A 23,212-nucleotide genomic window follows, 5' to 3' on the forward strand; every position below is an offset into this window, starting at 1 on the left:
TGGGCGATCAGTTACGGATCGTCTGCTCGTATTGCGTATGCGTGATCGCGACACCGTTACCCGGCACCTGCGCGACACTGCGAATTTCGAAGTACAAGGCTGCCCCACCGCCCGCCGAGCCGATGCCCAGGCCACGGTAACCGGCCGCCTGCGCACCACCCGCACCCGACTTGAGCACGGAACCATCCGGCACCACGGCGATCTGGGCCGTCATGTTGGCCGAGCACGTGGACGACGACGAATCGCAGACGGCCAGCACTACATCGGGGTGCCAGGTCGTCGCGTCATACAGGGTTTCCTTCGGCAGCGTGCCGCCAGCGCAGGCCCCCTGCAGGGGGCCGTAGAAGAGGCTTACCTTCCCTTCGCAGTCCTTCTGCAGCGCCGTCGCCAGCTTGCTGTAGAGCGTCGGGGCCATCTGCGTGCTGAAGGTGAACTCCGAATCGTTCACCGTGCCGCCCATGGCGCTCGGCCAGCCGCGTTCAAACACGTGCTGGTCAAACAGGGACAGTGGCACGCTGCGCAGGGCTTCCGATGCCTCAAACGCTTCTTCGTGGCGAGCCGTGTTCGAACCCAGGCGCATCTCGACCAGGGTGCCGCGCATGGCCATCACGGCCACGATCGAAAGGATCAGCAGGAAAACCATGCCGATGAAAAGCGCGATACCGCGCTGTGCATGCATGGCGTGGTGGCGTGGCATGGGCATTATCCCCTCACCCGGTTACGGAGGAGCACGACCTGCTGGCTGAGGATGCGTGCGTACTGTTGGGGCTGGTCGCCATAGGCGCCGGAAAGTGCCTTGCTGCAACCGTTTGTGACGGCTGTATCCGGGTAAGAGACCGCGCCGGTATCGTCGATCTTGTAGGCACAGTGCCCGGTCAGGTCGAACTCGCCCGAGTGCTTGATCGACATGTCGCGCGATGCGGCGCGTGCCACGAACGTCGTCCGCACCTGGGTCACGTTCTGCCAGTCGGTCGTGGCGGCGGGCCCGAACGCGGTCTGCCCCGGCGGGTTCGCGCCGTTATCAACCCGCGAGGCGTATTCGAAGGAGAGCTGTTCAATACCATCCACGACCACTTCGGAAACGAGCTTGCCCGTGGCGTCCATGCGCATCCGTACCAGCGATGGTGAGGGCGCGCCGCCATCCGAGGTAGCGCTGCACTTGTCAGCCCCTCCCAGGTCAGCGCACGGACGCAGGTAGTACATCTCGAACTGATAGGGGTATACGTAGCGACCAGACGTGACCGAAAGCGGTGCGGCGGGTACGGCGGCATCCTTGCGGAACAGCGCCGCCTGCTGGCCAAGGCCTGCCACGAGGAACACGCTCGTGGTGTTGGGCACGGCGCTGGCGTCGCCATTGAAATCCTGCGTATCGGGACCCTTGTCCGGGTCGTAGCCGATCACATCGGCATAGCGCACCACGAGGACATCGGAGCCCTTGACGTAGTTCGCCGGGTCCACGCAATCCTTGATCGGAAAGTCTTCACCGCCGTCGTAACCGTAGACACCATTCTGCATGGCGCCGGGGCCAACGCTCATGACGAATGCGCCGTTGCAGTCGCCATCACCGCCAATGCCGGCGGTATCCGTCAGGGCCGTGATCTTGTCGGGCTTGGTACCACCCCAGAAATCCGCCATGCGCAACGACCACGAAAGCCTTGCCGAAGCGAAGCGGATGTTTTCCTGGTTGAAATTGTTCGACTGCTGCAAGGTGAAGGCCTGCCGGCTGGCCATAAGCACGCTGACAAGGCCGCCGACCACGATCAGGCCAATGACCAGCGCGATCATCAGTTCGACAAGGGAGAAGCCCGACTGTTTACGCATGGTGTGGGGCCTCATTGCAGGTACGTGAAGCTGTAGGACTGGCTGGCGCTGGCATCCGCGTTATCCGCGACGCCGGTCCATGAGACGCGGATGACCAACGTGCCCAACGAGGCGTCCTTGGTCACCGTGGCGACCTTGCCGCCAGTCGGCGGCGGGGGGAGGTTGGCGGCCAAGGCGAGTTGCCAGCAGGCCAGGTCGCGCTTGGCGACGTCGGCCGGGGTCGTCAGGTTGGTCGTGGCGCAGTCGTCCTTCGAATAGGTCTTCGACCCGTCGTACAGGTAGGCGCTAGCGCTGCCATCGGCGGGGATCGCGACCGACGCATTGGCCCGCATGGACTCGGCGAGGCTGCGAGCCAGCACGATGGCGGCGGTCCGCGAGCTCGAATCCTTGGTGAACTGCGCGCCGCGCATCTGCAGCATGGCAATACCGAGCAGGCCAACGCTGAAGACCAGCACGGCGACCATGACTTCGATAAGCGACACGCCGCGCTCGGCGCGCAGCGTCGTGATATGGGCCACGTTGGCTCCCCCCAACCTTTCGGACAGATGCAACGTAGCTCGTCTGATCGGGAATGCCAGCGCGCGCCGACGTGCGGTCAGAGAATGCCGATAAGCGGTAGGCGGCCGCCCAAGGCCATTGCCATGAGGCCGTAGCCCGGGAATAACACGACGGTCACGACCCGGCCGCGAAAATACCCCGGTCCCGCAGGAGTGCCCGACCGTGCTAGCGCAATACGTCCACACCGCCCATGAAGCGCTCTACCGCATCGTCAGCCATGGCCGGCGTTGGCGAGCACTGTGCGCCGACCAGGAGTTGGGCCGGTTCGATACGGCCGACGAAGCGGTGCGCAGCCTGCGTGAAACCCAGCCGGCCGCCCGCCTGCCACGCCGGTTGGCGGATTGGCGCTTCCTGCCCGCCGGCGCGCTTGCCCACCTGCCGCCGCCGACCCCGTCGGCACTGGCCCGGCTGGCCAGCGCCGCCTAAGGTCAGCTCTGCTCGATCAGTGCATCAACTGCCTGCTCGGCGTGCCGGAGCAGGTCGTCCACGGAATCACAGTCCCTCAACGCCGGGGTAGCGTCTTGCGCACCCACGTTAAGGACTTCCGCCCCGCCCTGTATAACGGTGTAGCCCGTCTCGCTACAGAGGATTTCATAGCCCCGGTAGCGGTGCACTGGATGATCCATGAGGTTCCACTCGTGGTTAGGCGAGCCGGCGCTGCCCGTCCTGCCGGCTGGCCAGCAGTGTAAGTACCGCAGCGATGAACGCCCCGTGTTCCCACGCCCGGGCGGCATGCACGTTTCAGGCAAAACGCAGCGCTCGGTTCAGCTGGGGCGTTGCCACTCACGTGCCAGCATGGCGTAGATCACGTCATCCACCCATTCCCCGCGGAAGAAATAGCTTTCCACGTGATGGGCTTCCTGGCGAAACCCGAGCGAGCGCAGCAGCGCGATGCTCGCGACATTCCTTGGGTCGACGGAACCGACGGACCGGCGGTAACCCCATTCCCTGAACGCGAGATCGAGCATGGCGGCCATGGCTTCGCGGGCGTAGCCCCTGCCCTGCCGATCCGGCCGCAGCGATAGCCCAAACTCGATGGGATCGTTCGTCGACGCCGGGAAGTGCACGCCCAGATCCCCGACCAGTTCACCCGTGATGCGGTCGCGCACGGCAAGCTGGCACCACGAATCCTTCGTACCGAATGGCAGTTCCAGCTGCCCATCGATGAAGGTTTCGGCCTCGGCGAGGCTGGCCGGTTTCCAGCCCTGGTAGCGGGCCACGGCATCGTCACCGCGGTACCCAAACAACACGGGTGCATCACCCGGTTCCAGCCGATTCAGGCGCAGGCGCGCCGTGTCGATCGCCATATCCTGTGTCGCTTGCATGCATCCCTCGCACATGTTTTTACGCAGCTGTTACCCAAAAACCGCCCGTGCCGGGCAGCGTTTTTACGCATCCCACCAAGATACTGGCCGCACCTTTCCAAGGGAACACCACCGATGTCGATCCTCGTGATCACAGGCCCGTGCGGCGATGCACAAGGTGCGCCGCTCGCCGATGCAGCCATGTGCAGGTTGTGGGAGCGCGCGCAGTCGGCCGGCGTGGACCTGTGCTGGCGGCCGTGCAGGGACTTCGCCGAACTGGGCAGCTGCCTGAGCGCCAGCAATGATGCGGAGCTTGTGTTGCTCGATGTGGATGCCGACATGGTGCCGGCCAGCCAGGTGGCCTGCGTACGCGAGGCACTGTCTGCCCTGCCCGTCCCATACATCGAGATCCACGATGACAGCCGGGAAACCGATGCCTGCGCGCTCGCGCCGGGGCACCCTTCGCTGGTGAGCGTGGTGGTGCCGGGCGATGCGGCCGCGGGCTATGACATGGCGCTGTCGATCGGGCTGCGTTACCTGGCCCAGGGAGCACGCGCCGCAGCGTGATCTGGCAGGACTGGATCGCGCGCAAGCGCGCTCCTACAGGGCAAAAAAAAACCCGCGCTAGCGGGTTTTTCCATTGCTTCCACGAACGCGCCACGGCAATCGGGGAAGTGTTTGGTGCCGGAAATAGGAATCGAACCTACGACCTCATCATTACGAATGACGCGCTCTACCAACTGAGCTATTCCGGCGAGACGCGGAATTCTAGGGGACATGAGCCCCCTGTGCAAGGCCTCAGGAGGCCAGGCGCAATTCCTTGGGCAGCGCGAACGTGATGCTCTCGGCCTCGCCATCCAGCTCGCTGACCGAGCCGGCGCCCCACGATTGCAGGCGGGCGATGACTTCCTTCACCAGCTTCTCGGGTGCGGAGGCACCTGCAGTGACGCCGATACGGGTCCTGCCCTCAATCCAGGCCTTCTCGATGTGTTCCGCGCCATCGATGAGATAGGACGGAACGCCCTGCTTCTCCGCCAGCTCGCGCAGGCGATTGGAATTGGAGCTGTTCACGGAACCGACGACCAGCACGAGGTCGACCGCATCGGCCAGGCGACGCACGGCGTCCTGGCGGTTCTGCGTGGCGTAGCAGATATCGTCCTTGCGCGGACCTTCGATGGAAGCGAACTTGGCGCGCAAGGCCTTGATGATGGCGATGGTGTCATCGACCGACAGCGTCGTCTGGGTGACGAAGGCGAGCTTTTCCGGCTGGCCGGGCACCAGTTCCGCCACGTCCTCGACCGATTCGACCAGATAGATATTGCCCGGGTTGCCCCGGTTCCACTGCCCCATCGTGCCTTCCACCTCGGGGTGGCCGGCGTGGCCGATCAGGACCACGTCGTGGCCCGCGCGACCCAGGCGGGCGACCTCCATATGCACCTTGGTGACCAGCGGGCACGTGGCGTCGAAGACGCGCAGGCCACGGCGGTCGGCTTCCTCACGGACGGCCTTGGGCACGCCGTGGGCGCTGAAGATAACGGTGGAGTTATCCGGCACTTCGTCGAGCTCTTCGACGAACACGGCGCCATCGGCGCGCAGGCGCTCGACGACGTAGCGGTTGTGCACCACTTCGTGGCGGACGTAGATCGGCGCGCCGTATGACTCGAGCGCACGCTCGACGATGGCGATGGCGCGATCGACGCCGGCGCAGAAGCCGCGGGGGTTAGCGAGGAGGATATCCATGCTGGCGATTATCGCATGGGTGCGGGGGGATCGCGCGCAAGCGCGCTCCTACCGGGCTTTGGGCTGGAACAGGCTGAACACGATGAGGCCGGCCGCGCCGACGGAAATGGCGCAATCGGCCACGTTGAACACCGGGAACGGGTAGCTACCGAGATAAACCTGGATGAAATCGGTGACCTTGGCGGCGTATACGCGGTCAATGAGATTGCCCAGTGCACCGGAAATGATCATCGCCAACGGGACGGCCGTACGCCAATCGCGGCGCGGGGTACGGGAAAGCCACACCGCCAGCACGGCACTGATACCCACGGCCAGCGCAGCGAAGAACCAGCGCTGCCAGCCTGCGCTGTCCGCCAGGAAACTGAACGCGGCGCCCGTGTTGAACGTGAGCGTCCAGTTCAGGATGCCGGGAATGACCGGGTGCGGCGTCTCGGCCGGCTGCAGCGCGACCAGCGCCCACCACTTGGTGAGCTGGTCGGCCACGATCAGGCCCAGGGTGAGCCAGAGCCAGCTAAGCGCGTTGGGGCGGGGTCGTTCAGTCATTCAGAAAGCCAGTAGATAAGTTAACCCCCGCTGGTTTAGAACCAGCGGCGGTCTTCGCCAGGGCCGGCCACGTTTTCAACGCAACGGCCGCAGATTTCCGGGTGGGCCGGGTCGTGGCCCACGTCGGGCTGGTGCTGCCAGCAACGAATGCACTTGGCCCAATCGGTGACGGCGGCGGACACGTAGACCTCGCCCTCCTCCAGCTCCACCTTTTCGGCGTTGGCCGGACGACCTTCGAGCGGCGCCAGCACCACGTCGGAGGTGATGAAGAAGAAGCGCAGCTCGCTGGCCGACTCCGCCAGCGCCGACTGCGTAGCGAGGTCGGCATGCAGCGTGATCGTGGCATCGAGCGAAGCGCCGATCTGACCCGCCTTGCGCATACCTTCAAGCACGCGCGATGCGGTCTCGCGAATGGTGAGCAGCTTGCTCCACCACGCACGGCTCTCCGCATCCTGGCGCACGTCGAGGCCTTCGTAGAAGGTCTCGAACAGCACGGATTCGCCACGCGAGCCTGGCAGATGCTGCCAGATCTCTTCGGCCGTGAAGCTCAGCATAGGCGCGATCCAGCGCACCATCGCCTCGGCGATCCGGTACATCGCGCTCTGCGCGCTGCGACGGCCACGGCTTTCCGTCGGCATCGTGTACAGGCGGTCCTTCGTGACGTCGAGGTACAACGCGCCGAGCTCCGTGGTGCAGAAGTTCTGCACACGCTGGACGATCTCGGGGAAGTCGTAACGCTCGTACGCCGCAATGATGGCGGCCTGCGTGTCGGCGGCCTGCTGCACGGCCCACTGGTCGAGCGGCAGGCAGGCGTCCGTCGCAAGGAGATCCTTGTCCGGGTTGAAGCCGTCGAGGTTGCCGAGCAGGAAGCGCGCGGTGTTGCGAATGCGGCGGTAGGTATCCGCCACGCGCTTCAGGATCTCGTCCGACAGCGACATTTCGTTGCGGTAGTCGGTCGAGGAGATCCACAGGCGCAGGATGTCCGCGCCCAGGGTCTTCATGATGTCCTGCGGCTCGATGCCGTTGCCCAGCGACTTGGACATCTTGCGGCCCTGCGCATCCACGGTGAAGCCGTGGGTCAGCACATGGTCGTAAGGCGCCCGGCCGTGGATGGCAGCCGAGGTGAGCAGCGACGACTGGAACCAGCCGCGATGCTGATCCGAGCCTTCGAGGTACATGACCTTGTATTCGCTGGCGTTGCCCGCCTGCAGCTCGGGGCGCTGGCCCACGACCGCGAAGTGGCTTACGCCTGAGTCAAACCACACGTCGAGGACGTCGGTGACCTTTTCGTACTTGTCGGCGTCATCGCCCAGCAGTTCGCGCGGATCCAGGGTGAACCAGCTATCGATGCCCTCGTGGGCGACCTTCTGCGCCACCTTCTCCATGAGCGGCACGGAATCCGGGTGCGGCTCGTGGGTGTTCTTGTCGACGAACAGCGTGATGGGCACGCCCCAGGTGCGCTGACGCGAGATGCACCAGTCCGGGCGGCCTTCGACCATGCCGCGGATGCGTTCTTCGCCCCATGCGGGCACCCAGCGCACGCTCTTGATCGAGGTAAGCGCGGTATCGCGCAGGCCGGCCGTTTCCATGCCGATGAACCACTGCGGCGTGGCGCGATAGATCACCGGCGTCTTGTGGCGCCAGCAATGCGGGTAGCTGTGGGTGAGCTTCGCGAACGCCAGCAACACGCCGCGCGAGCGCAGCAAGTCAACGATGGCGTCGTTGCCCTTCCAGATGTGCATGCCGGCGAAGGTGACGTCACCCGCGAGCGGCAGGTCGGCGCGATATACACCGCGGCCATCCACGTAATTCAGCGTGCCGATGCCGTACTGCTGGCCCACGGCAAAGTCTTCCGCGCCGTGGTCGGGCGCGGTATGGACGGCACCGGTACCGTCCTCATCCGACACGTGGTCGCCGAGGATGATGGGCACGTGCTTGTCGTAGAACGGGTGCTTGAGCTGCTGGTTCTCCAGCGCCGCGCCCTGCTTGCGGCCGAGCACGACCACATCGCCTTCCACGCCATAACGGGCGAGCGCCTTCTCCGCGAGCGCCGACGCGATCACGAGCAGGACGCGCTTGCCGTCGCGCGACGGGCCTTCGACCAGCGAGTATTCGATTTCGCCACCCAGCGAGACGGCCTGGCTGGACGGCAGCGTCCACGGGGTCGTGGTCCAGATGGGCACCGCGATGATCGCGTCACCCACCTCAACACCGAACTCGGCACCCATTTCCTTCGGATACACGGCGTCGTACGCCACGTCCACGGCGGGCGAGGTCTTGTCGGCGTATTCGATCTCCGCCTCGGCCAGCGCCGAGCCGCAATCGAAGCACCAGTACACCGGCTTGGCGCCGCGCACCACGTGGCCGTTATCGACGATGCGCGCCAGCGCGCGGATCATGTCGGCTTCGTAGGTGAAATCGAGCGTGCGGTACGGCTTTTCCCAGTCACCCAGGACACCAAGGCGCTTGAAGTCGGCGCGCTGCAGGTCGATCTGCGCAAGCGCGTATTCGCGGCACTTCTGGCGGAACGCGGCGGCATCGAGCTTGTCGCCCGCTTTGCCGAACTTCTTTTCGATCGCGATTTCAATCGGCAGGCCGTGGCAATCCCAGCCCGGCACGTAAGGCGCACGGTAACCGGCAATCAGCTTCGACTTGACGATGACGTCCTTCAGCACCTTGTTGACCGCATGGCCAAGGTGGATGGCGCCGTTCGCATACGGCGGGCCGTCGTGCAGCACGAACACCTTGTCGCGGCCGGCGGTCTTTTCCTGGATCTGCTGGTAGCGGCCCACCCGCTCCCAATTCGCCAGCCAGTTCGGCTCGCGCTTGGGCAGGTCGCCGCGCATCGGGAATTCCGTCTGCGGCAGGTTGATCGTGTTCTTGTAGTCCTGGGTCATCGCTGGCAACCGTGGTATGTCATGCATCGGCAAGGATGGGGTTCATCCCCAGAGCCTTCCGGGCGTCCTTTTCATCCTGCCGCATCTGTACGGTCAGGGCTTCCAGGCCGTCGAATTTTTCTTCATCCCTGAGCTTGCGGACGAACTCCACGCCGATGCGCTGGCCGTAGAGATCGCCGGAGAAATCGAACAGGTGCGCTTCGAGCAGGGGCTCGCGCACTTCGTTCACCGTGGGGCGGAAGCCCAGGCTGGCCACACCGGGCCAGCTGCACGGGCCGTCGCCAATGCCAATGCGCACGGCGAAGATGCCCTGGATGGGGCTCACGCGGTCGCGCAGGTGGATGTTGGCGGTGGGGTAACCGAGTTCGCGCCCGAGCTGCTTACCGTGCTCCACGTGGCCGTCGATGACGAACGGGCGGCCCAGCAGCGTCGTGGCATCGGCGAAGCGACTCTCGGCCAGCAGCGTACGGACCTTCGACGACGACACCCGCTCGCCATCCACCAGCACCGGCGCCACGGCATGGGCGGTGAAGCCCAGCTCGGTACCCATGGCCTGGAGCAGCGCGAAATCGCCGCCGCGGCGATGGCCGAAGCGGAAATCCTCGCCCACCCATACCTCGCGGGCGGCCAGGCGGCCGACGATCACCCTGCGCACGAAATCCTCGGCGGACATCTGGGTCAGGGCTTCGTCAAAGCGCAGGGAGAGCAGCTCGACGATACCGGCGGCGGTCATGCCTTCCGCCTTTTCGCGGACGCCGGAAAGACGCGGCACGGGCTCCTTCGAGAAGAAGGCGCGCGGCAGCGGATCAAAGGTGATGACGGCAGGCGCCAGGCCCTGTGCCGCGGCGCGCTGGCGCACCTCGGCAAGGATGGCCTGGTGGCCGAGATGCAGGCCGTCGAAGGCGCCGATCGCGACCACGCTGCCCTGCGGCGTGAGGCACGCGCCGTCCACGTCGCGATGGAGTCGCAGCGTCATGCGCGGCCGCCTTGGGGTCGATGCGGAATAAAAGCCATCGGGCCAGTATAGCGGCCCCATTGCGCCGCACAATGCGTGCGCAGCCTTAGCGGGCGCGGAGCTCGTTAGGGCGGAAACCCATGGCGAAGAGGGCCGCCACATACGAGCCGCCGCCGGCACAAACCAGCACGGCCAGGCGCCCTACTCGCGTCCACTTCTCGACCCCACTCCACTCCGGCCAGACGTACAGGCCAGCCAGAAGCACGGCGGACATCACGGCACAGGCGACGGCGAGGCGGAGGATATGCCGGGGCCAGCCGGGCTGGCGCTCGTAGACGCCTGCCTTCCCCAGCCAGCGCCAGAGCAGACCCAGGTTGATATAGCTGGCGATGGCGCTGGCCATGCCCAGGGCCATGTGCAGGCCCGGGATCGTCGCGATGGCCTGCAGCCAGGAACCGTCCTTCTGCGCCGGGGTGCCCCACAGGGTGACCAGCAGGGCCAGGCACAGCACGTTAAGGACCATGTTAGAGACCAGCGAAGCCACGCCAGCGCGCACCGGGGTCTTCGTATCCTTGCGGGCGTAGAACGCCGGAAGCACCACCTTCACCATGGCGAATGCCGGCAGGCCAAAGCTGAGGGCCGTGATCGACAGCGAGGCCATCTTCGTATCGAACGCGGTGAACCGGCCGTTCTGGAAGATCGTGGCCACCAGCGGGAACGAAAGGATCATCAGGGCGAACATGGCCGGCACCGCGATCAGCAGCGTGGTCCGCAGGCCCCAGTCGAGGGCGCGGGAGAACCCGTCCCGATCGCTGGCCACGTGGTGGCGTGAGAGCGAGGGCAGGATCACCGTGCCCAGGGCCACGCCGAACACGCCCAGCGGCAGCTCCAGGAAGCGGTCAGCCTGGGAGAGCCAACTCTGCGAGCCAGCAATCAGCAGCGAGGCGATGATCGTATCCAGCAGCAGGTTGATCTGCGCCACCGAGGAGCCAAACAGGGTCGGCACCATCAGGCGCATGATCCGGCGCACATCCGGCGACTGCCAGCCCCAGCGCGGCAGGGTCAGCAGATCGAGCTGGCGCAGCGCGGGGAGCTGGAATGCCAGCTGGAGCACGCCCGCCACCAGGATCGCCCAGCCCATCGCCATGATAGGCGTGTGCAGCATGGGCGCCAGCCACAGCGCGCCTGCGATCATGCACAGGTTGAGGATCACCGGCGTCAGAGCCGGCAGGCCAAAGCGATGGAAACTGTTAAGCGCCCCGCCGCTCAGCGCCGTCAGCGACACGAACAGAAGGAACGGGAACGTCAGGCGGAGCAGATCGACGGTGAGATCGAACTTGCCTGGCTCGTTGACGGAGCCGGGCGAAAACAGCGTCGTGACCTGGGGCGCGAAGATGATGCCGATGGCCGTCACCAGCAGCAGTACGCCACCCAAGGTGCCCGAGGTCTTCGCCATCAGGTCCTTCAGATCCCCGTGCGTGCGGGTTTCCTTAACCTCGGTGAAGACCGGCACGAAAGCCGTGGAAAAAGAGCCCTCGGCGAAGAGCCGGCGCATGAAGTTCGGGATGCGGAACGCCACGAAAAACGCATCGGTGGCCGCGTTGGCGCCGAACGAATGAGCGATCGACATATCGCGGACCAGGCCGAGCACACGCGAAACCATGGTCATGCTGCTGAAGGACAGCATGCTGCGTAAGAGGCTGGGGGCTTTCATCCGTACCTGGGGCTGCCGGTAAACCGCTAGTTTGACAAAGGCGGGCGGGCGCGGGACAGTCCTCATTCTGAATTTTCCCGGGCAGTCCGGGAGAGCGCTCCCGGCCGGGCTTCCCGCGGGGGGCTAACCTATTGACGCAGCCCCATTTTGGCCGCACAATGGGCGTCTTTTTTAAAACCCACCGAACTCTGGAGCTTTACCTTGGCCAACATCAAGTCCGCGAAGAAGCGTGCGCGTCAGTCGGAGCAGCGCCGGCTGCGCAACGTCAGCGCGCGTTCCATGGTGCGTTCCGCACTGAAGAAGGTCGTCAAGGCGATCGACGCCAAGGATAAGGCAGCTGCTGCCTCGGCTTACGCCGTCGCCGTGCCGGTCATGGACCGCTACGCCGCCCGTGGCCTGATCCACAAGAACAAGGCTGCTCGTCACAAGAGCCGCCTGAACGCGAAGATCCGCGACCTGGCTTAAAGCCTGCGCGACATCGCTGTTCACAGAAAAGCCGGCGCAAGCCGGCTTTTTTGTTGCCCAACACCCGGGCCGAAACACTGATACACCGGTAGAAGCCCACCCTGTGGGCGACATCTTTCGCCCCACCGCTACAGGCCCTGTGGCGTTATCGCGAACGGCGTCGCCCACAGGGTGGGCTCCTACGGGGCAGGGGTTATTCGCTGCGCATGCGCACGTCGTCGCTGGCTTCCTGATCGAGCTTGCGGGCGGCGCGCTCAGCGTCGAAGAACTGCTGGACCTGCAGGCAGACTTCGCGGGTACCCTGCTGACCGGCGGCGGAGATCAGGAACGACGGGGCCGTCCAGCCGAGGCGGTTCACGATGTCGTTAGCGGCGGCCTCGAGCTCTTCCTCGTCGTCGAACACGTCCATCTTGTTGATGACGAGCCAACGCGGGCGATCGACCAGTTCGGTATCGAAGCTAGCGAGTTCGCGCTCAATGGTCTGCACCTGCTCCACCGGGTCGGAACCGTCGATGGGGCGGATATCCACCACGTGCAGCAGCAGGCTGGTGCGCGAGACGTGACGGAGGAACTGGATACCGAGGCCTGCGCCTTCGGCCGCACCTTCGATGATGCCGGGAATGTCGGCGACCACGAAGCTCTGGTCGGTACCGATGCGCACGACACCCAGGTTCGGGTGCAGCGTGGTGAACGGGTAATCAGCGACGCGCGGGGTCGCAGCCGACACGGCGCGGATAAAGGTGCTCTTGCCGGCGTTCGGGAAGCCCAGCAGGCCCACGTCGGCGAGCAGGCGAAGCTCCATCTTCAGGTCGCGGACTTCGCCGGGCGTGCCCGGGGTAGCCTTGCGCGGCGCGCGGTTCACCGAGCTCTTGAAATGGATGTTGCCCAGGCCGCCACGACCGCCTTCGGCGACCTTCAGGCGCTGGCCGTTGGCGGTAAGGTCGCCGATCACTTCGTCGGTATCGACGTTGGTGACCACGGTACCCACCGGCACGCGGATGGCGATGTCTTCGCCGCCCTTGCCATACATCTGGCTGCCCATGCCGTTCTGGCCGCGCGGGGCCTTGAACTGGCGCATGTGGCGGAAATCGACCAGCGTGTTCAGGCCTTCATCGGCCACCAGCCACACGGAACCACCATCACCGCCGTCGCCACCATCGGGGCCGCCAAACGGAATGAATTTTTCGCGGCGAAAGCTGGCGCAGCCATTGCCGCCGCTACCGGCTGTGACTCGAATCTGGGCTTCGTCGACGAATTTCATGGGGAGAACCTGGGCAGTGAATCGGGGGGCCTTACAAACGAAAAGCCCCGCCGTGGGGCGGGGCCTTCGCTATCGCGTCGTGGCGAATTACGCCTGGACGACGTCGACGAACTTGCGACCCTTGTCGCCGCGGGTCTTGAACGACACGGTGCCGTCGACCAGGGCGAACAGGGTGTGGTCGCGGCCGAGGCCGACGCCCACGCCGGCGTGGAACTTGGTGCCACGCTGACGAACGATGATGTTGCCGGCTTCAACAGCCTGGCCGCCATAGATCTTCACACCGAGATACTTCGGGTTCGAATCGCGACCGTTACGGCTGGAACCTACGCCTTTTTTATGTGCCATGACTCAATATCCTCCGGCGACTCAGGCGTTGATGCCCGTGATCTCGATTTCGGTGTAATGCTGACGGTGGCCCTGCTGACGCTTGTAGTGCTTGCGGCGGCGGAACTTGATGATGCGGATCTTATCGGCGCGGCCGTGTGCACGGACCTTGGCGCTGACAGTGGCGCCGGCGACGAGCGGGGCACCAACGGTGATCGACTCACCTTCGCCGACGAGGAGAACCTCTTCGAACGTGAAGGTCGAATCGACTTCGGCGGGGAGCAGCTCCACGCGCAGGACTTCGCCCTGCATCACGCGGTACTGCTTGCCACCGGTCTTAATGACTGCGTAGCTCATGACTGTTCCTGATTATGTAGTTCTTTTTAGGGTGTTACGGGTGTTACGAACCGCGAATTATAGCGGCAGGGAAAAGCCAAGGTCAATCAGGCGGTTAACCTTTGGGCAAATTCTAGCCACTGACAGAAATCACCGCCATTTCAAAGACTTACGAGGATCTGTAGGAGCCCGCCCTGTGGGCGACGCCTTTCGTACCGCCGCCACAGGGCCTGTCGGGGTTCGCGAAAAGATGTCGCCCACAGGGTGGGCTCCTACGCGGGGGGTTACTTCTTTTTGGCGGGGGCCGGGGCGGGCGCCGGGGTGGCGGGCTTGGCGGCCGTGCCGGTGGCCGGGCACTGGCCCTGGGCGTTCAGGGTGCCCTGGCTCTGCAGTTGGGTGATCATCTGCTGGCCGCGTTCCTGGCCCCACTGCTTACCCACCTGCATGCCCTCAGCCATGGTGGCCGGCATCTGGGTGATCACCTTCTGGCCGAGCGGGCTCTTGTAGAACTTCAGCAGGCCGTCGATATCCTCGGCCGTGAAGTGCTTCTGGTACACCGGCACCATGCGGCCGATGAGCTGGTTGGTGGCATTGGCATCGACGAAACCCTGCCAGTAGCTCGGCGGCACGCACGGCAGCGCGCTGGCCATCACACCCGCCATCTGGCTGTTCATCTGGCTCAGCATGCGGCCCATGCCCACGGCATCCATGAGCTGGCGTACCTGCGCCTCGCTCGGCGGGGCGGCCATGGCCTGGCCGGTACAGGTAGCCAGCACCAGGCCGGCGGCGATCCCTTTCCAGTTACGCATGCATATGTCCTCTTCACGGGTTGGAGTGGCCCGCCCCTGCGCGGGCCGGGCCATGGTAGCCGGTGGCGACCAACCCGACACAACGCCTGTGATGAACCGTCACAAGTGCAAGGGGGATGAAGGCTTGACGGCCTTGGTATAGTCCCTTTCTTCCCCCATTTACGTCGGCACATGGACAGCATTCGCATCCGCGGCGCCCGCACGCACAATCTCAAGAACATCGACCTCGACCTGCCCCGTGACAAGCTCATTGTCATTACGGGGCTCTCCGGGTCCGGCAAATCGTCCCTCGCTTTCGACACCATTTACGCCGAAGGCCAGCGTCGCTACGTCGAGTCACTGTCGGCCTATGCCCGCCAGTTCCTCTCGATGATGGAAAAGCCGGACGTGGATACGATCGAAGGCCTCTCCCCGGCCATCTCGATCGAGCAGAAGTCGACGTCCCATAACCCCCGCTCCACCGTCGGTACGATCACCGAGGTGTACGACTACCTGCGCCTGCTCTACGCGCGTGTCGGCACACCCCGCTGCCCGAACCACGGCATCCCGCTGGAAGCGCAGACCGTCAGCCAGATGGTCGATACCGCGCTGGCGCTGGACGCCGACAAGCGCTGGATGCTGCTCGCGCCGGTCATCCGCGAGCGCAAGGGCGAACACGTCCAGGTGTTCGACCAGCTGCGCGCGCAGGGTTTCGTCCGCGCCCGCGTCGATGGCGAGGTGTACGACCTCGACGCCGTGCCTCCGCTCACCCTGCGCCAGAAGCACACCATCGAAGCGGTGATCGACCGCTTCCGCCCGCGCGACGACATCAAGCAGCGCCTGGCCGAGTCGTTTGAAACGGCACTGCGCCTGGGCGACGGCATCGTGATCCTGGTCGACATGGATGACGCGAAGGCGCAGGAGCAGCTGTTCTCCTCGCGCTTCTCCTGCCCCATGTGCGACTACTCGCTGCCGGAGCTCGAGCCGCGCCTGTTCTCGTTCAACTCGCCCGTGGGCGCCTGCCCCACCTGCGATGGCCTGGGCGTCACCCAGGTGTTCGATCCCGCGCGTGTCGTGGGCCACCCCGAGCTTAGCCTCGCGGGCGGTGCCATCCGTGGATGGGATCGTCGCAACGCTTATTACTTCCAGATGATCATCTCGCTGGGCAAGCACTACGGCTTCGACCCGGAGACCCCGTGGCGCCAGCTCAGCAAGGCCCAGCAGAACGCCGTGCTGTATGGCTCGGGCAAGGAGCTGATCCCGTTCCGCTACATCACCGATCGTGGCGGCAAGGTCACCCGCGAGCACAAGTTCGAAGGCATCATCAACAACCTCGAGCGCCGCTACCGCGAGACCGAATCCACCGCGGTGCGCGAGGAGCTCGCGCGCTACATCGCTGACCATCCGTGCCCGGATTGCGGTGGCCAGCGCCTGAACCCGTCGGCGCGCAACGTGTTCGTGGCCGACAAGGCGATCCCTGAGATCACCGGTCTGGCCATCGATAACGCGCTGTCGTTCTTCGCCACGCTCAAGCTCACCGGCTGGCGCGGCGAGATCGCGGTCAAGATCATCAAGGAGATCCGCGAGCGCCTCACGTTCCTCAACGACGTGGGCCTGAACTACCTCACGCTCGATCGCCAGGCCGATTCGCTCTCGGGCGGCGAAGCCCAGCGCATCCGCCTGGCCAGCCAGATCGGTGCGGGCCTTGTCGGCGTGATGTACGTGCTCGATGAACCCTCTATCGGCCTGCACCAGCGCGATAACGAACGCCTGCTCGGCACGCTCACTCGCCTGCGTGATCTCGGCAATACCGTGATCGTCGTGGAGCACGATGAAGACGCGATCCGCGCGGCCGACCACCTGCTGGATATCGGTCCGGGCGCGGGCGTGCACGGCGGCGCGATCGTGGGCGAAGGCACGCTGGAACAGCTGATGAAGTCGCCGACGTCGGTGACCGCCAAATTCCTCAGCGGCGAACGCGGCATCAAGGTGCCGGCCAAGCGTCGCGAGACGAAGGAAGACCAGTGGGTGGAGCTCAAGGGCGCCACCGGCAACAACCTGAAGGACGTCGACCTGCGCGTGCCCGTGGGCACGTTCACCTGCGTCACCGGCGTGTCCGGTTCGGGTAAGTCGACGCTGGTCAACGATACGTTCTACCGCATCGCCGCCATGGAACTGAATGGTGCGAGCGAGCAGCCCGCGCCGTACGAGTCCATCGAAGGCCTGAACCTGTTCGACAAGGTCGTGGATATCGACCAGTCGCCCATCGGCCGCACACCGCGCTCGAACCCGGCCACGTATACCGGCCTGTTCACGCCGCTGCGTGAGCTGTATGCGCAGGTGCCGGAGTCGCGTTCGCGCGGCTATTCGCCGGGCCGCTTCAGCTTCAACGTGCGCGGCGGCCGCTGCGAGGCGTGCGAAGGCGACGGCATGATCAAGGTGGAGATGCACTTCCTGCCGGACGTGTACGTGCCTTGCGATGTCTGCCACGGCAAGCGCTACAACCGCGAAACGCTCGAAGTGCTCTACAAGGGCCACACCATCGCCGACGTGCTCGACATGACGGTGGAAGATGCATTCAAGCTGTTCGAGAACGTACCTGTGATCGCCCGCAAGCTGGAAACCCTGCGCGCGGTGGGCCTGGATTACATCAAGCTCGGCCAGAGCGCGACGACGCTTTCGGGCGGCGAGGCGCAGCGCGTCAAGCTGTCGAAGGAGCTTTCCAAGCGCGATACCGGCAACACGCTGTACATCCTGGATGAGCCGACCACCGGCCTGCACTTCCACGATATCGAGCAGTTGCTCGAGGTGCTGCACACGCTGGTCGAGCACGGCAACACCGTGGTCGTCATCGAGCACAACCTCGACGTGATCAAGACGGCCGACTGGCTGGTCGACCTCGGCCCCGAAGGCGGTGCTGGCGGTGGCCAGATCCTGGTCAGTGGCACGCCCGAGAAGGTCGCGGCAACCAAGGCGTCGCACACCGGCCGCTTCCTGCTGCCGCACCTGAAACCCGGTACCGCGCCGACGGCACCTACGAAGGCGCCAGCTAAAAAGGCCGCCGCCAAGGCCACGACGAAGGCGGCGCCCGCCGCTGCCAAGAAAGCCACCACCAAGACGGCCCCGGCCGCAAAGAAGAAAAAGACCGCATGAGCACTGAAGCCGCGCAGACGCCTCCGCCGAACCCGATCTTCATCACGCCGATGGATGTGCGCTGGCAGGATCTGGACGCCTACAACCACGTCAACAACGCGAACTACCTGGTGTATCTGCAGGAAGCTCGCCTGAAGTGGCTCATGGACCTGCCGGAGCCGTGGTACAGCCCGGAGGCCGCGCCGGTCATGGCGCACAGCGAGATCAACTACCGCCTGCCGATCGAATGGCCGGCGGATATCCAGATTGAGCTGTACGTCAATCGCATCGGCACCAGTTCGATGACGGTCGGCCACCGCATCGTCGACAGCCAGGACGCCACCCGCATCCACGCCGATGGCAGCGTCACCATGGTCTGGATCGACACGAAGACCGGTCGTCCGGTGGCCCTGCCCCACGCCGTCCGCGCCGCCGCCACGGCCTGAGGCGGCGCCTCACAGAATGCGTTCATGGGCCCGCTGTATGATCCGCTGGCGATCTACACGGAGAGAGACCCATGCGCCGCACCCTAGTCCTGGCTATCGCCTGCGCTGTCGCCCTGCCCGCCTTCGCGGCGGATGAGCGCACGGCCCTTACCCTTTACCGCGCCGATGGCGACCAGTTGTTCCAGACCACCGGGGACACGATCTCCAGCGATGGTTACGCCGTTGTCCACGAACGCCGTTCCTTCGACCTGAAGGGCGGCACACAGGATCTGTCCATCGGCGGCCTTCCATCCGCACTGGACAGCGAAGCGCTCACGCTGCGCTTTCCCGGCAAGGGCACGCGCGTGGTTTCCCGCCGCCTGATCATGGGCAAGGGCTTCGACGGTGCGCTGGCCGGGCTCGTTGGCCAGAACGTCTGGGTGATAGGAACGAGTGGCCAGGATCTCGCTGCCGGTACGCTTGTGCAGGCGGGCGATCCCATGACGATTCGCGATGGCAACGGCCAGGTCACCATCGTTCGCGACTATGCCGCCCTTCGGATCAAGGGCGGCGATAACGTTGCCCGCGGTTCCACCCTCCAGGTACGAGTGGATGGCAGCGCCAGCGGCAGCACGGTCGGCCAGCTCGACTACCCCACGTCCGGCCTCGGCTGGCGCGGTGCTTACGTGGCCACGCTCGCCAACGGCGGTGGTTGCTCCATGGCGTTCGATGCCAACGCCAGTATCGCGAACCGCAGCGGTCGCGACTGGAAGGATGTCGCGCTCAAGCTGGTCGCCGGCGATGCGCGCCGCGCCAAGATGCCGCCCATGGGCCGCCGTTTCGAAGCCATGTCGGTCGCAGCGCCCCCGCCGGCCCCCATGGCCGCAGCAGATATCAACCCAGTCGCCGCGACGCTAGGCGACCTGCGTACGTACACCCTGCCCAAGGCGGTCGACCTGCCCGACGGCAGCATCACCCAGACGCCGCTCTACGATAGCCGTACGCTCGCTTGCGAACGCGTGGCTACCTACGACGCCGGCTACGCGTTTTATGGCGGTGTCCCGAACACCCGCACGGATTTCGGTGCGACGCCCACCGATAGCGTGCCAGTCAATACCACGCTCAAGTTCAAGGCCTTCGACAGCCTGCCCGCCGGCTACCTGCGTGTACTGACCACGGACCGCGACGGCAACGCGGAGATGCTTGGCGAGAGCCAGCTCGAAGACACGCCGAAGGACGAAAACGCGACGGTGAACCTCGGTAACGCGTTCGATCTGCGCGTGAAGCGCGAGCGCACGTCGTTCAAGGTCGGCGATCACCAGATGGACGAAGGTACCCGCCTCACCCTCACCAACGCCGGCGACGATGCACGCATCGTGACGGTCGTGGAGCATGCGAGCCGCTGGCGCGCCTGGAAGTTGCTTTCGTCATCGCAGAAACCGTCGACCAACACGGCCAATAGCATGGAGTTCAAGGTGGAGGTGCCTGCCAATGGCAAAGCCACGCTTGATTACGCCGTACGCTACACGTGGACCGACGCCGATACCCGTACCCGCAACCCCTGAGCCGAGGCAACGACATGCTGGATATTTTTCCCCACGACGGCGGCATCCACGAGATCCGCATGGCGCGGCCACCGGTCAACGCGCTGGATACCGCGTTGGTCCGCGCACTGCGCGAGGCAGTCCTCGAAGCACCGGTGAACGGAGCTCGTGGCATTGTCCTTTCCGGTGCGCAGGGCATGTTCTCGGCGGGTGTTGACGTACCCGCCCTGCTCGCGCTCGACAAGGCGGGTGTCACAACGTTCTGGAACGATTTCTTCGCCCTGTGCGGCGCGATCGCCAGCTCACCGGTACCGGTTGTCGCCGCGCTGACCGGGCACAGCCCGGCGGGCGGTGCGGTGCTTTCGCTGTTCGCCGATTACCGCATCATGGCCCACGGTGTTTACAAGATCGGCCTCAACGAAGTGCAGGTGGGCCTTTCGGTACCGGAGCCCATCCAGTTCGCCATGCGCCGCATCATCGGCAACTACCGCGCGGAGCGACTGCTGGTGGCCGGCGCGATGGTCGATGCGGAAGCGGCCCATGCTATCGGCCTGGTCGATGAGCTCGCCGCGGTGGAACAGGTGGTCCAGCGCGCCGTGCTGTGGCTTACCGACCTGCTGAAGCTTCCCCCGCATGCCATGTCGCGTACCCGCGCCATCGCCCGCGCCGACCTGCTCGAGGTGTGGGGCGATACGACCGGACTGCTGGACCCTGGCTTCATAGAAGACTTCTTCGCGCAGGAAACCCAGACGGTCATGCACGCGCTTGTCGCGCGCCTGAAGAACAAGGGTTGATCGAACGGCAGGAGCGCGCTTGCGCGCTCCTGCAAGATCTTTCAGGCGGTCCAGAAGGCTCGGATACCTGCAACGCCCTGCGCGGCGTGCATGCGTGCCATGGCCACATCAGTCGGGCCCAGGCCACCCAGCGCATAGACCGGCAGCGAAGCGTTTTCCACCCATTTTGCAAACCGTGGCCAGCCCAGCGGAGGCGTGTCGGGATGGCTTGCCGTCGCGTCAACAGGCGAGAGCGTGGCGAAGTCGCAACCACATGCCGACGCAAGGACGAGCTCGTCAGGGTCGTGGCACGAGGCACCCACGGGCACGTCGAATGCGAGGGGCCGTTCGGTGACTTCGCGCAATTGCCCAGCCGACAGGTGTACGCCGACGCCGAGGGCGCGAGCACCCTCGATGTCGCGATTCAGCAGCAGCTGCGCGCCGAACCGGCGCACCTCGGGCAGCAGCGCCGCAGCACCGGCCCTTGCCTCCTCCGTGGATGCACCCGGCAAGCGCCACTGGAGCAGGCGCTCACCGCGCGCAAGCGCCGCGCGAACCAGTGTGGTGGCCTGCGCCACCGAAACATCCGCCGGGGTGATCACGTAATGCTCGGGCAGGCGCAAGGCGGCAAGGATCGGGCGATCGGCCGGCGCAAGCATGCCCGGATCGATATCCTTTGGGAGTCGCCAGTCGATTGCCGCGGCGTCGAGGGCCTGCGGCTCGCCCGACCAGGCACGAACCACCACCGCCTCGAGCAGCATGCTGCGCTCGCCGTACGTCCAGGGCACGCGGATCAGGTCTTCGAACGACAACGGATCGATCGCGATGCCGAGCTCTTCATCCAGCTCGCGTTCGAGCGCGGCCATGGGCGCTTCGCCCGGCTCGACCTTACCGCCGGGGAACTCCCACATCCCGGCCAGGTGCTTCCCGGCCGGGCGTTGCGCAATGAGGATGCGTCCGGCGCCATCAATGAGGACGCCGGCAAGCACGTGCATCAGACGTTCCTGACGTATTCGACCATGTCGAACGGATGCGCGTGATCCTTATCCGCCTTGTGGTGAACGCGCGACACCTCGGTCCATTCCTTGAAATCGATACCGGGGAAGAACACGTCGGCGCCGTCGACGGCGGCGTAAACCCAGGTGAGGTAGAGCGTGCGGGCATACGGCAGCGCCTCGCGGAACACCTCACCGCCGCCGATCACCATCAGGCCCGAATGGCCGCAGCTAGCCTGGGCTTCAGGGATCGAACGCACGGTGACCTGGCCCGGATACGGGGCTTCACCCTTGCGCGAAAGGACGTAATTGGTGCGGTCCGGCAGGGCACGGCCAATCGATTCGGCCGTCTTGCGGCCCATCAGGATCGCCTTGTCCGTGGTCAGCGTCTTGAAGTAGCGGAGGTCGTCGGGAAGATGCCAGGGCAATCCGCCCTGCTTGCCGATGGCAAAGTTTTCGTCGAGCGCGGCAACCAGGTGAACGGCCATGGAACTTCCTTCGCAATTTCGTGTGGATTCGGGCACGGAATGGCCCGTACACGCAAATAGTAGTCCTAGGAATGTGATGGTGGAACAAACAGGCGTTTGAAGATGCGCCCGTACCAGCCCTAAGGCTGCGCCAGAGCCTCGTCCAGCGCCCGGGCACGGATGGCCATCCGCCGGGCCTTCATGTCGATCGTGGCGGCATACCACGGGTGTGGCGCCGCTTCGCTGCTGGTGTCTTCGTACACCCGCCCATCGGCCTGACGGCCGTGCAGGATGACGAAGATCGCGCCTTCGGGCAGGGCCACGTTGCGCGTCCCGCCCCAGTCCACCTCACCGACGGGCACGATGACGCTCGCTTCCAGGCCGTCATCCCCCGTGTTCACGCGCGCCGTGGCGTCGAAGCCGCCGACCGTCCGCGGCACCAGGGCCAGCGCGAGTGTGTAGCGGATCGGTGTTGGCGCCGCCTGCATCCAGTCGACCAGCACTCCCCACCATGGACGGGACGGATACGTCGCCAACGCGAGGGTGAGATAGCCCAGCGCGTGCGTATCGGCGATGGGCGGCAACTGGCAACGGAAGCGGAGCTGGTCTGCCGAAGTATCACGGAGTTCGCACGGCGAACCCTGCAGCGAAAGCGCGGGGGCACGCGCATCGAGCGCGTGTCCCGCGATCACGATATCCAGCGGCGTTGCATGCGCCGGCGCCACGATATATCGGGGGCTGAAGTCGAGCACGCGCGGGTAGCGATACGTCGCGGACAACGTGCTGAGCAATGCATCGGATTGCGCAAGCATGGCGGTAGCCTTCTTGCGCGGATAGCGCTCACTGCGCCGCATATCGTCGGCAGCATTCATCGTGCCGTTAAGAAACGACTGCTGCACATCGTTCAGTTCGCCCACCGCTTTGCCATCGGTGGCGGCGGCCACGGCGGCCAGTTGCGGAACGAGCAACTCGGCGTTTTGCCGCGCAATGAAGGCGCCGATGCTGAATTGCGTGCCCGCGTCGCGGATGATGTCCATCGCCGCGGCGTGCGTCTCCTCGAGTACGGACGCGACACTGCGCGGCCCCGGCGCCTCGGCATCACCCGCCGCGGCCACCGATGCACACGCAAGGACGAGCCACCCCAGGCAACGCCTGTCCATCGCACCTCCC

At 65.2% G+C, this 23,212-nt stretch carries 23 protein-coding genes and 1 tRNA gene; 7 read left to right on the plus strand and 17 right to left on the minus strand.

The window, feature by feature from the left end; all coding sequences use genetic code 11:
• Nucleotides 1-7: 7 nt before the first annotated feature.
• From L2Y96_RS15965 to pilV, 3 genes are read right to left on the minus strand one after another with little or no spacing between them, the layout of a single operon-like run.
• Nucleotides 8-697 carry a pilus assembly PilX family protein gene (locus L2Y96_RS15965; protein WP_247328144.1) on the minus strand — a complete coding sequence of 230 codons (690 nt, stop codon included), beginning with the start codon at nt 695-697 and terminating at the stop codon, nt 8-10.
• Nucleotides 698-702: 5 nt separating this feature from the next.
• Nucleotides 703-1,821, minus strand: coding sequence for a PilW family protein (locus L2Y96_RS15970; protein WP_247328146.1), 1,119 nt, complete (start codon nt 1,819-1,821; stop codon nt 703-705).
• A gap of 11 nt (nt 1,822-1,832) precedes the next feature.
• Nucleotides 1,833-2,339 (minus strand): type IV pilus modification protein PilV, encoded by a 507-nt coding sequence (gene pilV, locus L2Y96_RS15975; RefSeq protein WP_247328148.1) that lies wholly within the window; start codon nt 2,337-2,339, stop codon nt 1,833-1,835.
• 202 nt (nt 2,340-2,541) lie between these two features.
• On the opposite strand from pilV, the gene L2Y96_RS15980 reads away from it, so the two are divergent.
• Nucleotides 2,542-2,805 (plus strand): hypothetical protein, encoded by a 264-nt coding sequence (locus tag L2Y96_RS15980; RefSeq protein WP_247328150.1) that lies wholly within the window; start codon nt 2,542-2,544, stop codon nt 2,803-2,805.
• 338 nt (nt 2,806-3,143) lie between these two features.
• Here the strand turns inward: L2Y96_RS15980 and L2Y96_RS15985 are convergent, their stop codons facing one another.
• Nucleotides 3,144-3,704 carry a GNAT family N-acetyltransferase gene (locus L2Y96_RS15985; protein ID WP_247328152.1) on the minus strand — a complete coding sequence of 187 codons (561 nt, stop codon included), beginning with the start codon at nt 3,702-3,704 and terminating at the stop codon, nt 3,144-3,146.
• A gap of 114 nt (nt 3,705-3,818) precedes the next feature.
• Here L2Y96_RS15985 and L2Y96_RS15990 point away from each other — a divergent pair, with 114 nt between their 5' ends.
• Nucleotides 3,819-4,250 carry a hypothetical protein gene (locus L2Y96_RS15990; RefSeq protein ID WP_247328154.1) on the plus strand — a complete coding sequence of 144 codons (432 nt, stop codon included), beginning with the start codon at nt 3,819-3,821 and terminating at the stop codon, nt 4,248-4,250.
• A 112-nt stretch (nt 4,251-4,362) separates the two neighbouring features.
• Here the strand turns inward: L2Y96_RS15990 and L2Y96_RS15995 are convergent.
• The 6 genes from L2Y96_RS15995 to murJ form a co-directional block, all read right to left on the minus strand.
• A tRNA-Thr gene (locus tag L2Y96_RS15995) sits at nt 4,363-4,438 on the minus strand.
• Nucleotides 4,439-4,481: 43 nt separating this feature from the next.
• A complete protein-coding gene (gene ispH / locus L2Y96_RS16000; RefSeq protein ID WP_247328155.1) occupies nt 4,482-5,423 on the minus strand; it encodes a 4-hydroxy-3-methylbut-2-enyl diphosphate reductase in 942 nt (313 codons plus the stop codon).
• A gap of 48 nt (nt 5,424-5,471) precedes the next feature.
• The gene (gene lspA, locus L2Y96_RS16005; protein WP_247328157.1) at nt 5,472-5,966 is read right to left on the minus strand and encodes a signal peptidase II; all 495 of its coding nucleotides are present in this window, start codon (nt 5,964-5,966) and stop codon (nt 5,472-5,474) included.
• Between the two features lie 35 nt (nt 5,967-6,001).
• The gene (ileS, locus tag L2Y96_RS16010) at nt 6,002-8,863 is read right to left on the minus strand and encodes an isoleucine--tRNA ligase (protein WP_247328159.1); all 2,862 of its coding nucleotides are present in this window, start codon (nt 8,861-8,863) and stop codon (nt 6,002-6,004) included.
• Nucleotides 8,864-8,882: 19 nt separating this feature from the next.
• A complete protein-coding gene (locus tag L2Y96_RS16015; protein ID WP_247328160.1) occupies nt 8,883-9,839 on the minus strand; it encodes a bifunctional riboflavin kinase/FAD synthetase in 957 nt (318 codons plus the stop codon).
• A gap of 85 nt (nt 9,840-9,924) precedes the next feature.
• Nucleotides 9,925-11,532 (minus strand): murein biosynthesis integral membrane protein MurJ, encoded by a 1,608-nt coding sequence (gene murJ, locus L2Y96_RS16020; protein ID WP_247328161.1) that lies wholly within the window; start codon nt 11,530-11,532, stop codon nt 9,925-9,927.
• A 201-nt stretch (nt 11,533-11,733) separates the two neighbouring features.
• Here murJ and rpsT point away from each other — a divergent pair, with 201 nt between their 5' ends.
• Nucleotides 11,734-11,997, plus strand: coding sequence for a 30S ribosomal protein S20 (gene rpsT, locus L2Y96_RS16025; protein ID WP_090052307.1), 264 nt, complete (start codon nt 11,734-11,736; stop codon nt 11,995-11,997).
• Between the two features lie 193 nt (nt 11,998-12,190).
• On the opposite strand, the gene cgtA is transcribed toward rpsT, so the two are convergent.
• From cgtA to L2Y96_RS16045, 4 genes are all read right to left on the minus strand, one after another.
• Nucleotides 12,191-13,258: an Obg family GTPase CgtA gene (gene cgtA / locus L2Y96_RS16030; RefSeq protein WP_247328162.1), complete on the minus strand. Its 1,068-nt coding sequence runs from the start codon at nt 13,256-13,258 to the stop codon at nt 12,191-12,193.
• Nucleotides 13,259-13,345: 87 nt separating this feature from the next.
• Nucleotides 13,346-13,603 (minus strand): 50S ribosomal protein L27, encoded by a 258-nt coding sequence (rpmA, locus tag L2Y96_RS16035; protein WP_072321611.1) that lies wholly within the window; start codon nt 13,601-13,603, stop codon nt 13,346-13,348.
• A gap of 21 nt (nt 13,604-13,624) precedes the next feature.
• Complete coding sequence (gene rplU, locus L2Y96_RS16040) at nt 13,625-13,939, minus strand: 50S ribosomal protein L21 (protein WP_247328164.1); 315 nt, start codon at nt 13,937-13,939, stop codon at nt 13,625-13,627.
• A gap of 263 nt (nt 13,940-14,202) precedes the next feature.
• Nucleotides 14,203-14,727, minus strand: a complete 525-nt coding sequence (locus tag L2Y96_RS16045) for a DUF2059 domain-containing protein (RefSeq protein WP_247328165.1) — start codon at nt 14,725-14,727, stop codon at nt 14,203-14,205.
• A 171-nt stretch (nt 14,728-14,898) separates the two neighbouring features.
• Between L2Y96_RS16045 and uvrA the strand changes: the two genes are divergently transcribed.
• The 4 genes from uvrA (at nt 14,899) to L2Y96_RS16065 (ending at nt 20,601) form a co-directional block, all read left to right on the plus strand.
• Nucleotides 14,899-17,859 (plus strand): excinuclease ABC subunit UvrA, encoded by a 2,961-nt coding sequence (uvrA, locus tag L2Y96_RS16050; RefSeq protein WP_247328167.1) that lies wholly within the window; start codon nt 14,899-14,901, stop codon nt 17,857-17,859.
• Nucleotides 17,856-18,284 carry an acyl-CoA thioesterase gene (locus tag L2Y96_RS16055; protein WP_247328170.1) on the plus strand — a complete coding sequence of 143 codons (429 nt, stop codon included), beginning with the start codon at nt 17,856-17,858 and terminating at the stop codon, nt 18,282-18,284. The genes uvrA and L2Y96_RS16055 overlap by 4 nt, the downstream gene beginning before the upstream one ends.
• 71 nt (nt 18,285-18,355) lie before the next feature.
• Nucleotides 18,356-19,828, plus strand: a complete 1,473-nt coding sequence (locus L2Y96_RS16060; protein ID WP_247328172.1) for a DUF4139 domain-containing protein — start codon at nt 18,356-18,358, stop codon at nt 19,826-19,828.
• 14 nt (nt 19,829-19,842) lie between these two features.
• Entirely contained in the window at nt 19,843-20,601 is a 759-nt protein-coding gene (locus L2Y96_RS16065; RefSeq protein WP_247328173.1) for an enoyl-CoA hydratase/isomerase family protein, read from the plus strand.
• Nucleotides 20,602-20,642: 41 nt separating this feature from the next.
• Here L2Y96_RS16065 and L2Y96_RS16070 read toward each other — a convergent pair whose 3' ends face one another.
• The 3 genes from L2Y96_RS16070 to L2Y96_RS16080 form a co-directional block, all read right to left on the minus strand.
• On the minus strand, nt 20,643-21,575 hold the full coding sequence (locus L2Y96_RS16070; RefSeq protein WP_247328175.1) for a Nudix family hydrolase: 933 nt from the start codon (nt 21,573-21,575) through the stop codon (nt 20,643-20,645).
• Nucleotides 21,575-22,063, minus strand: a complete 489-nt coding sequence (locus L2Y96_RS16075) for a dihydrofolate reductase (protein WP_247328176.1) — start codon at nt 22,061-22,063, stop codon at nt 21,575-21,577. The genes L2Y96_RS16070 and L2Y96_RS16075 overlap by 1 nt, the downstream gene beginning before the upstream one ends.
• Before the next feature lie 119 nt (nt 22,064-22,182).
• A complete protein-coding gene (locus L2Y96_RS16080) occupies nt 22,183-23,202 on the minus strand; it encodes a hypothetical protein (RefSeq protein ID WP_247328178.1) in 1,020 nt (339 codons plus the stop codon).
• Nucleotides 23,203-23,212: the final 10 nt, after the last annotated feature.

This window comes from Luteibacter aegosomaticola (genome assembly GCF_023078475.1).
GTDB classification, from domain to species: Bacteria; Pseudomonadota; Gammaproteobacteria; order Xanthomonadales; family Rhodanobacteraceae; genus Luteibacter; species Luteibacter aegosomaticola.

Bases quoted from the DNA above. Each gene is read 5' to 3' on its own strand.
- L2Y96_RS15965 (WP_247328144.1), bottom strand. From the start codon at position 697: ATGCCACGCCACCACGCCATGCATGCACAGCGCGGTATCGCGCTTTTC.
- L2Y96_RS15970 (WP_247328146.1), bottom strand. From the start codon at position 1,821: ATGCGTAAACAGTCGGGCTTCTCCCTTGTCGAACTGATGATCGCGCTG.
- L2Y96_RS15985 (WP_247328152.1), bottom strand. From the start codon at position 3,704: ATGCAAGCGACACAGGATATGGCGATCGACACGGCGCGCCTGCGCCTG.
- L2Y96_RS15990 (WP_247328154.1), top strand. From the start codon at position 3,819: ATGTCGATCCTCGTGATCACAGGCCCGTGCGGCGATGCACAAGGTGCG.
- ispH (WP_247328155.1), bottom strand. From the start codon at position 5,423: ATGGATATCCTCCTCGCTAACCCCCGCGGCTTCTGCGCCGGCGTCGAT.
- lspA (WP_247328157.1), bottom strand. From the start codon at position 5,966: ATGACTGAACGACCCCGCCCCAACGCGCTTAGCTGGCTCTGGCTCACC.
- ileS (WP_247328159.1), bottom strand. From the start codon at position 8,863: ATGACCCAGGACTACAAGAACACGATCAACCTGCCGCAGACGGAATTC.
- L2Y96_RS16015 (WP_247328160.1), bottom strand. From the start codon at position 9,839: ATGACGCTGCGACTCCATCGCGACGTGGACGGCGCGTGCCTCACGCCG.
- murJ (WP_247328161.1), bottom strand. From the start codon at position 11,532: ATGAAAGCCCCCAGCCTCTTACGCAGCATGCTGTCCTTCAGCAGCATG.
- cgtA (WP_247328162.1), bottom strand. From the start codon at position 13,258: ATGAAATTCGTCGACGAAGCCCAGATTCGAGTCACAGCCGGTAGCGGC.
- rpmA (WP_072321611.1), bottom strand. From the start codon at position 13,603: ATGGCACATAAAAAAGGCGTAGGTTCCAGCCGTAACGGTCGCGATTCG.
- rplU (WP_247328164.1), bottom strand. From the start codon at position 13,939: ATGAGCTACGCAGTCATTAAGACCGGTGGCAAGCAGTACCGCGTGATG.
- L2Y96_RS16045 (WP_247328165.1), bottom strand. From the start codon at position 14,727: ATGCGTAACTGGAAAGGGATCGCCGCCGGCCTGGTGCTGGCTACCTGT.
- uvrA (WP_247328167.1), top strand. From the start codon at position 14,899: ATGGACAGCATTCGCATCCGCGGCGCCCGCACGCACAATCTCAAGAAC.
- L2Y96_RS16055 (WP_247328170.1), top strand. From the start codon at position 17,856: ATGAGCACTGAAGCCGCGCAGACGCCTCCGCCGAACCCGATCTTCATC.
- L2Y96_RS16060 (WP_247328172.1), top strand. From the start codon at position 18,356: ATGCGCCGCACCCTAGTCCTGGCTATCGCCTGCGCTGTCGCCCTGCCC.
- L2Y96_RS16065 (WP_247328173.1), top strand. From the start codon at position 19,843: ATGCTGGATATTTTTCCCCACGACGGCGGCATCCACGAGATCCGCATG.
- L2Y96_RS16070 (WP_247328175.1), bottom strand. From the start codon at position 21,575: ATGCACGTGCTTGCCGGCGTCCTCATTGATGGCGCCGGACGCATCCTC.
- L2Y96_RS16075 (WP_247328176.1), bottom strand. From the start codon at position 22,063: ATGGCCGTTCACCTGGTTGCCGCGCTCGACGAAAACTTTGCCATCGGC.
- L2Y96_RS16080 (WP_247328178.1), bottom strand. From the start codon at position 23,202: ATGGACAGGCGTTGCCTGGGGTGGCTCGTCCTTGCGTGTGCATCGGTG.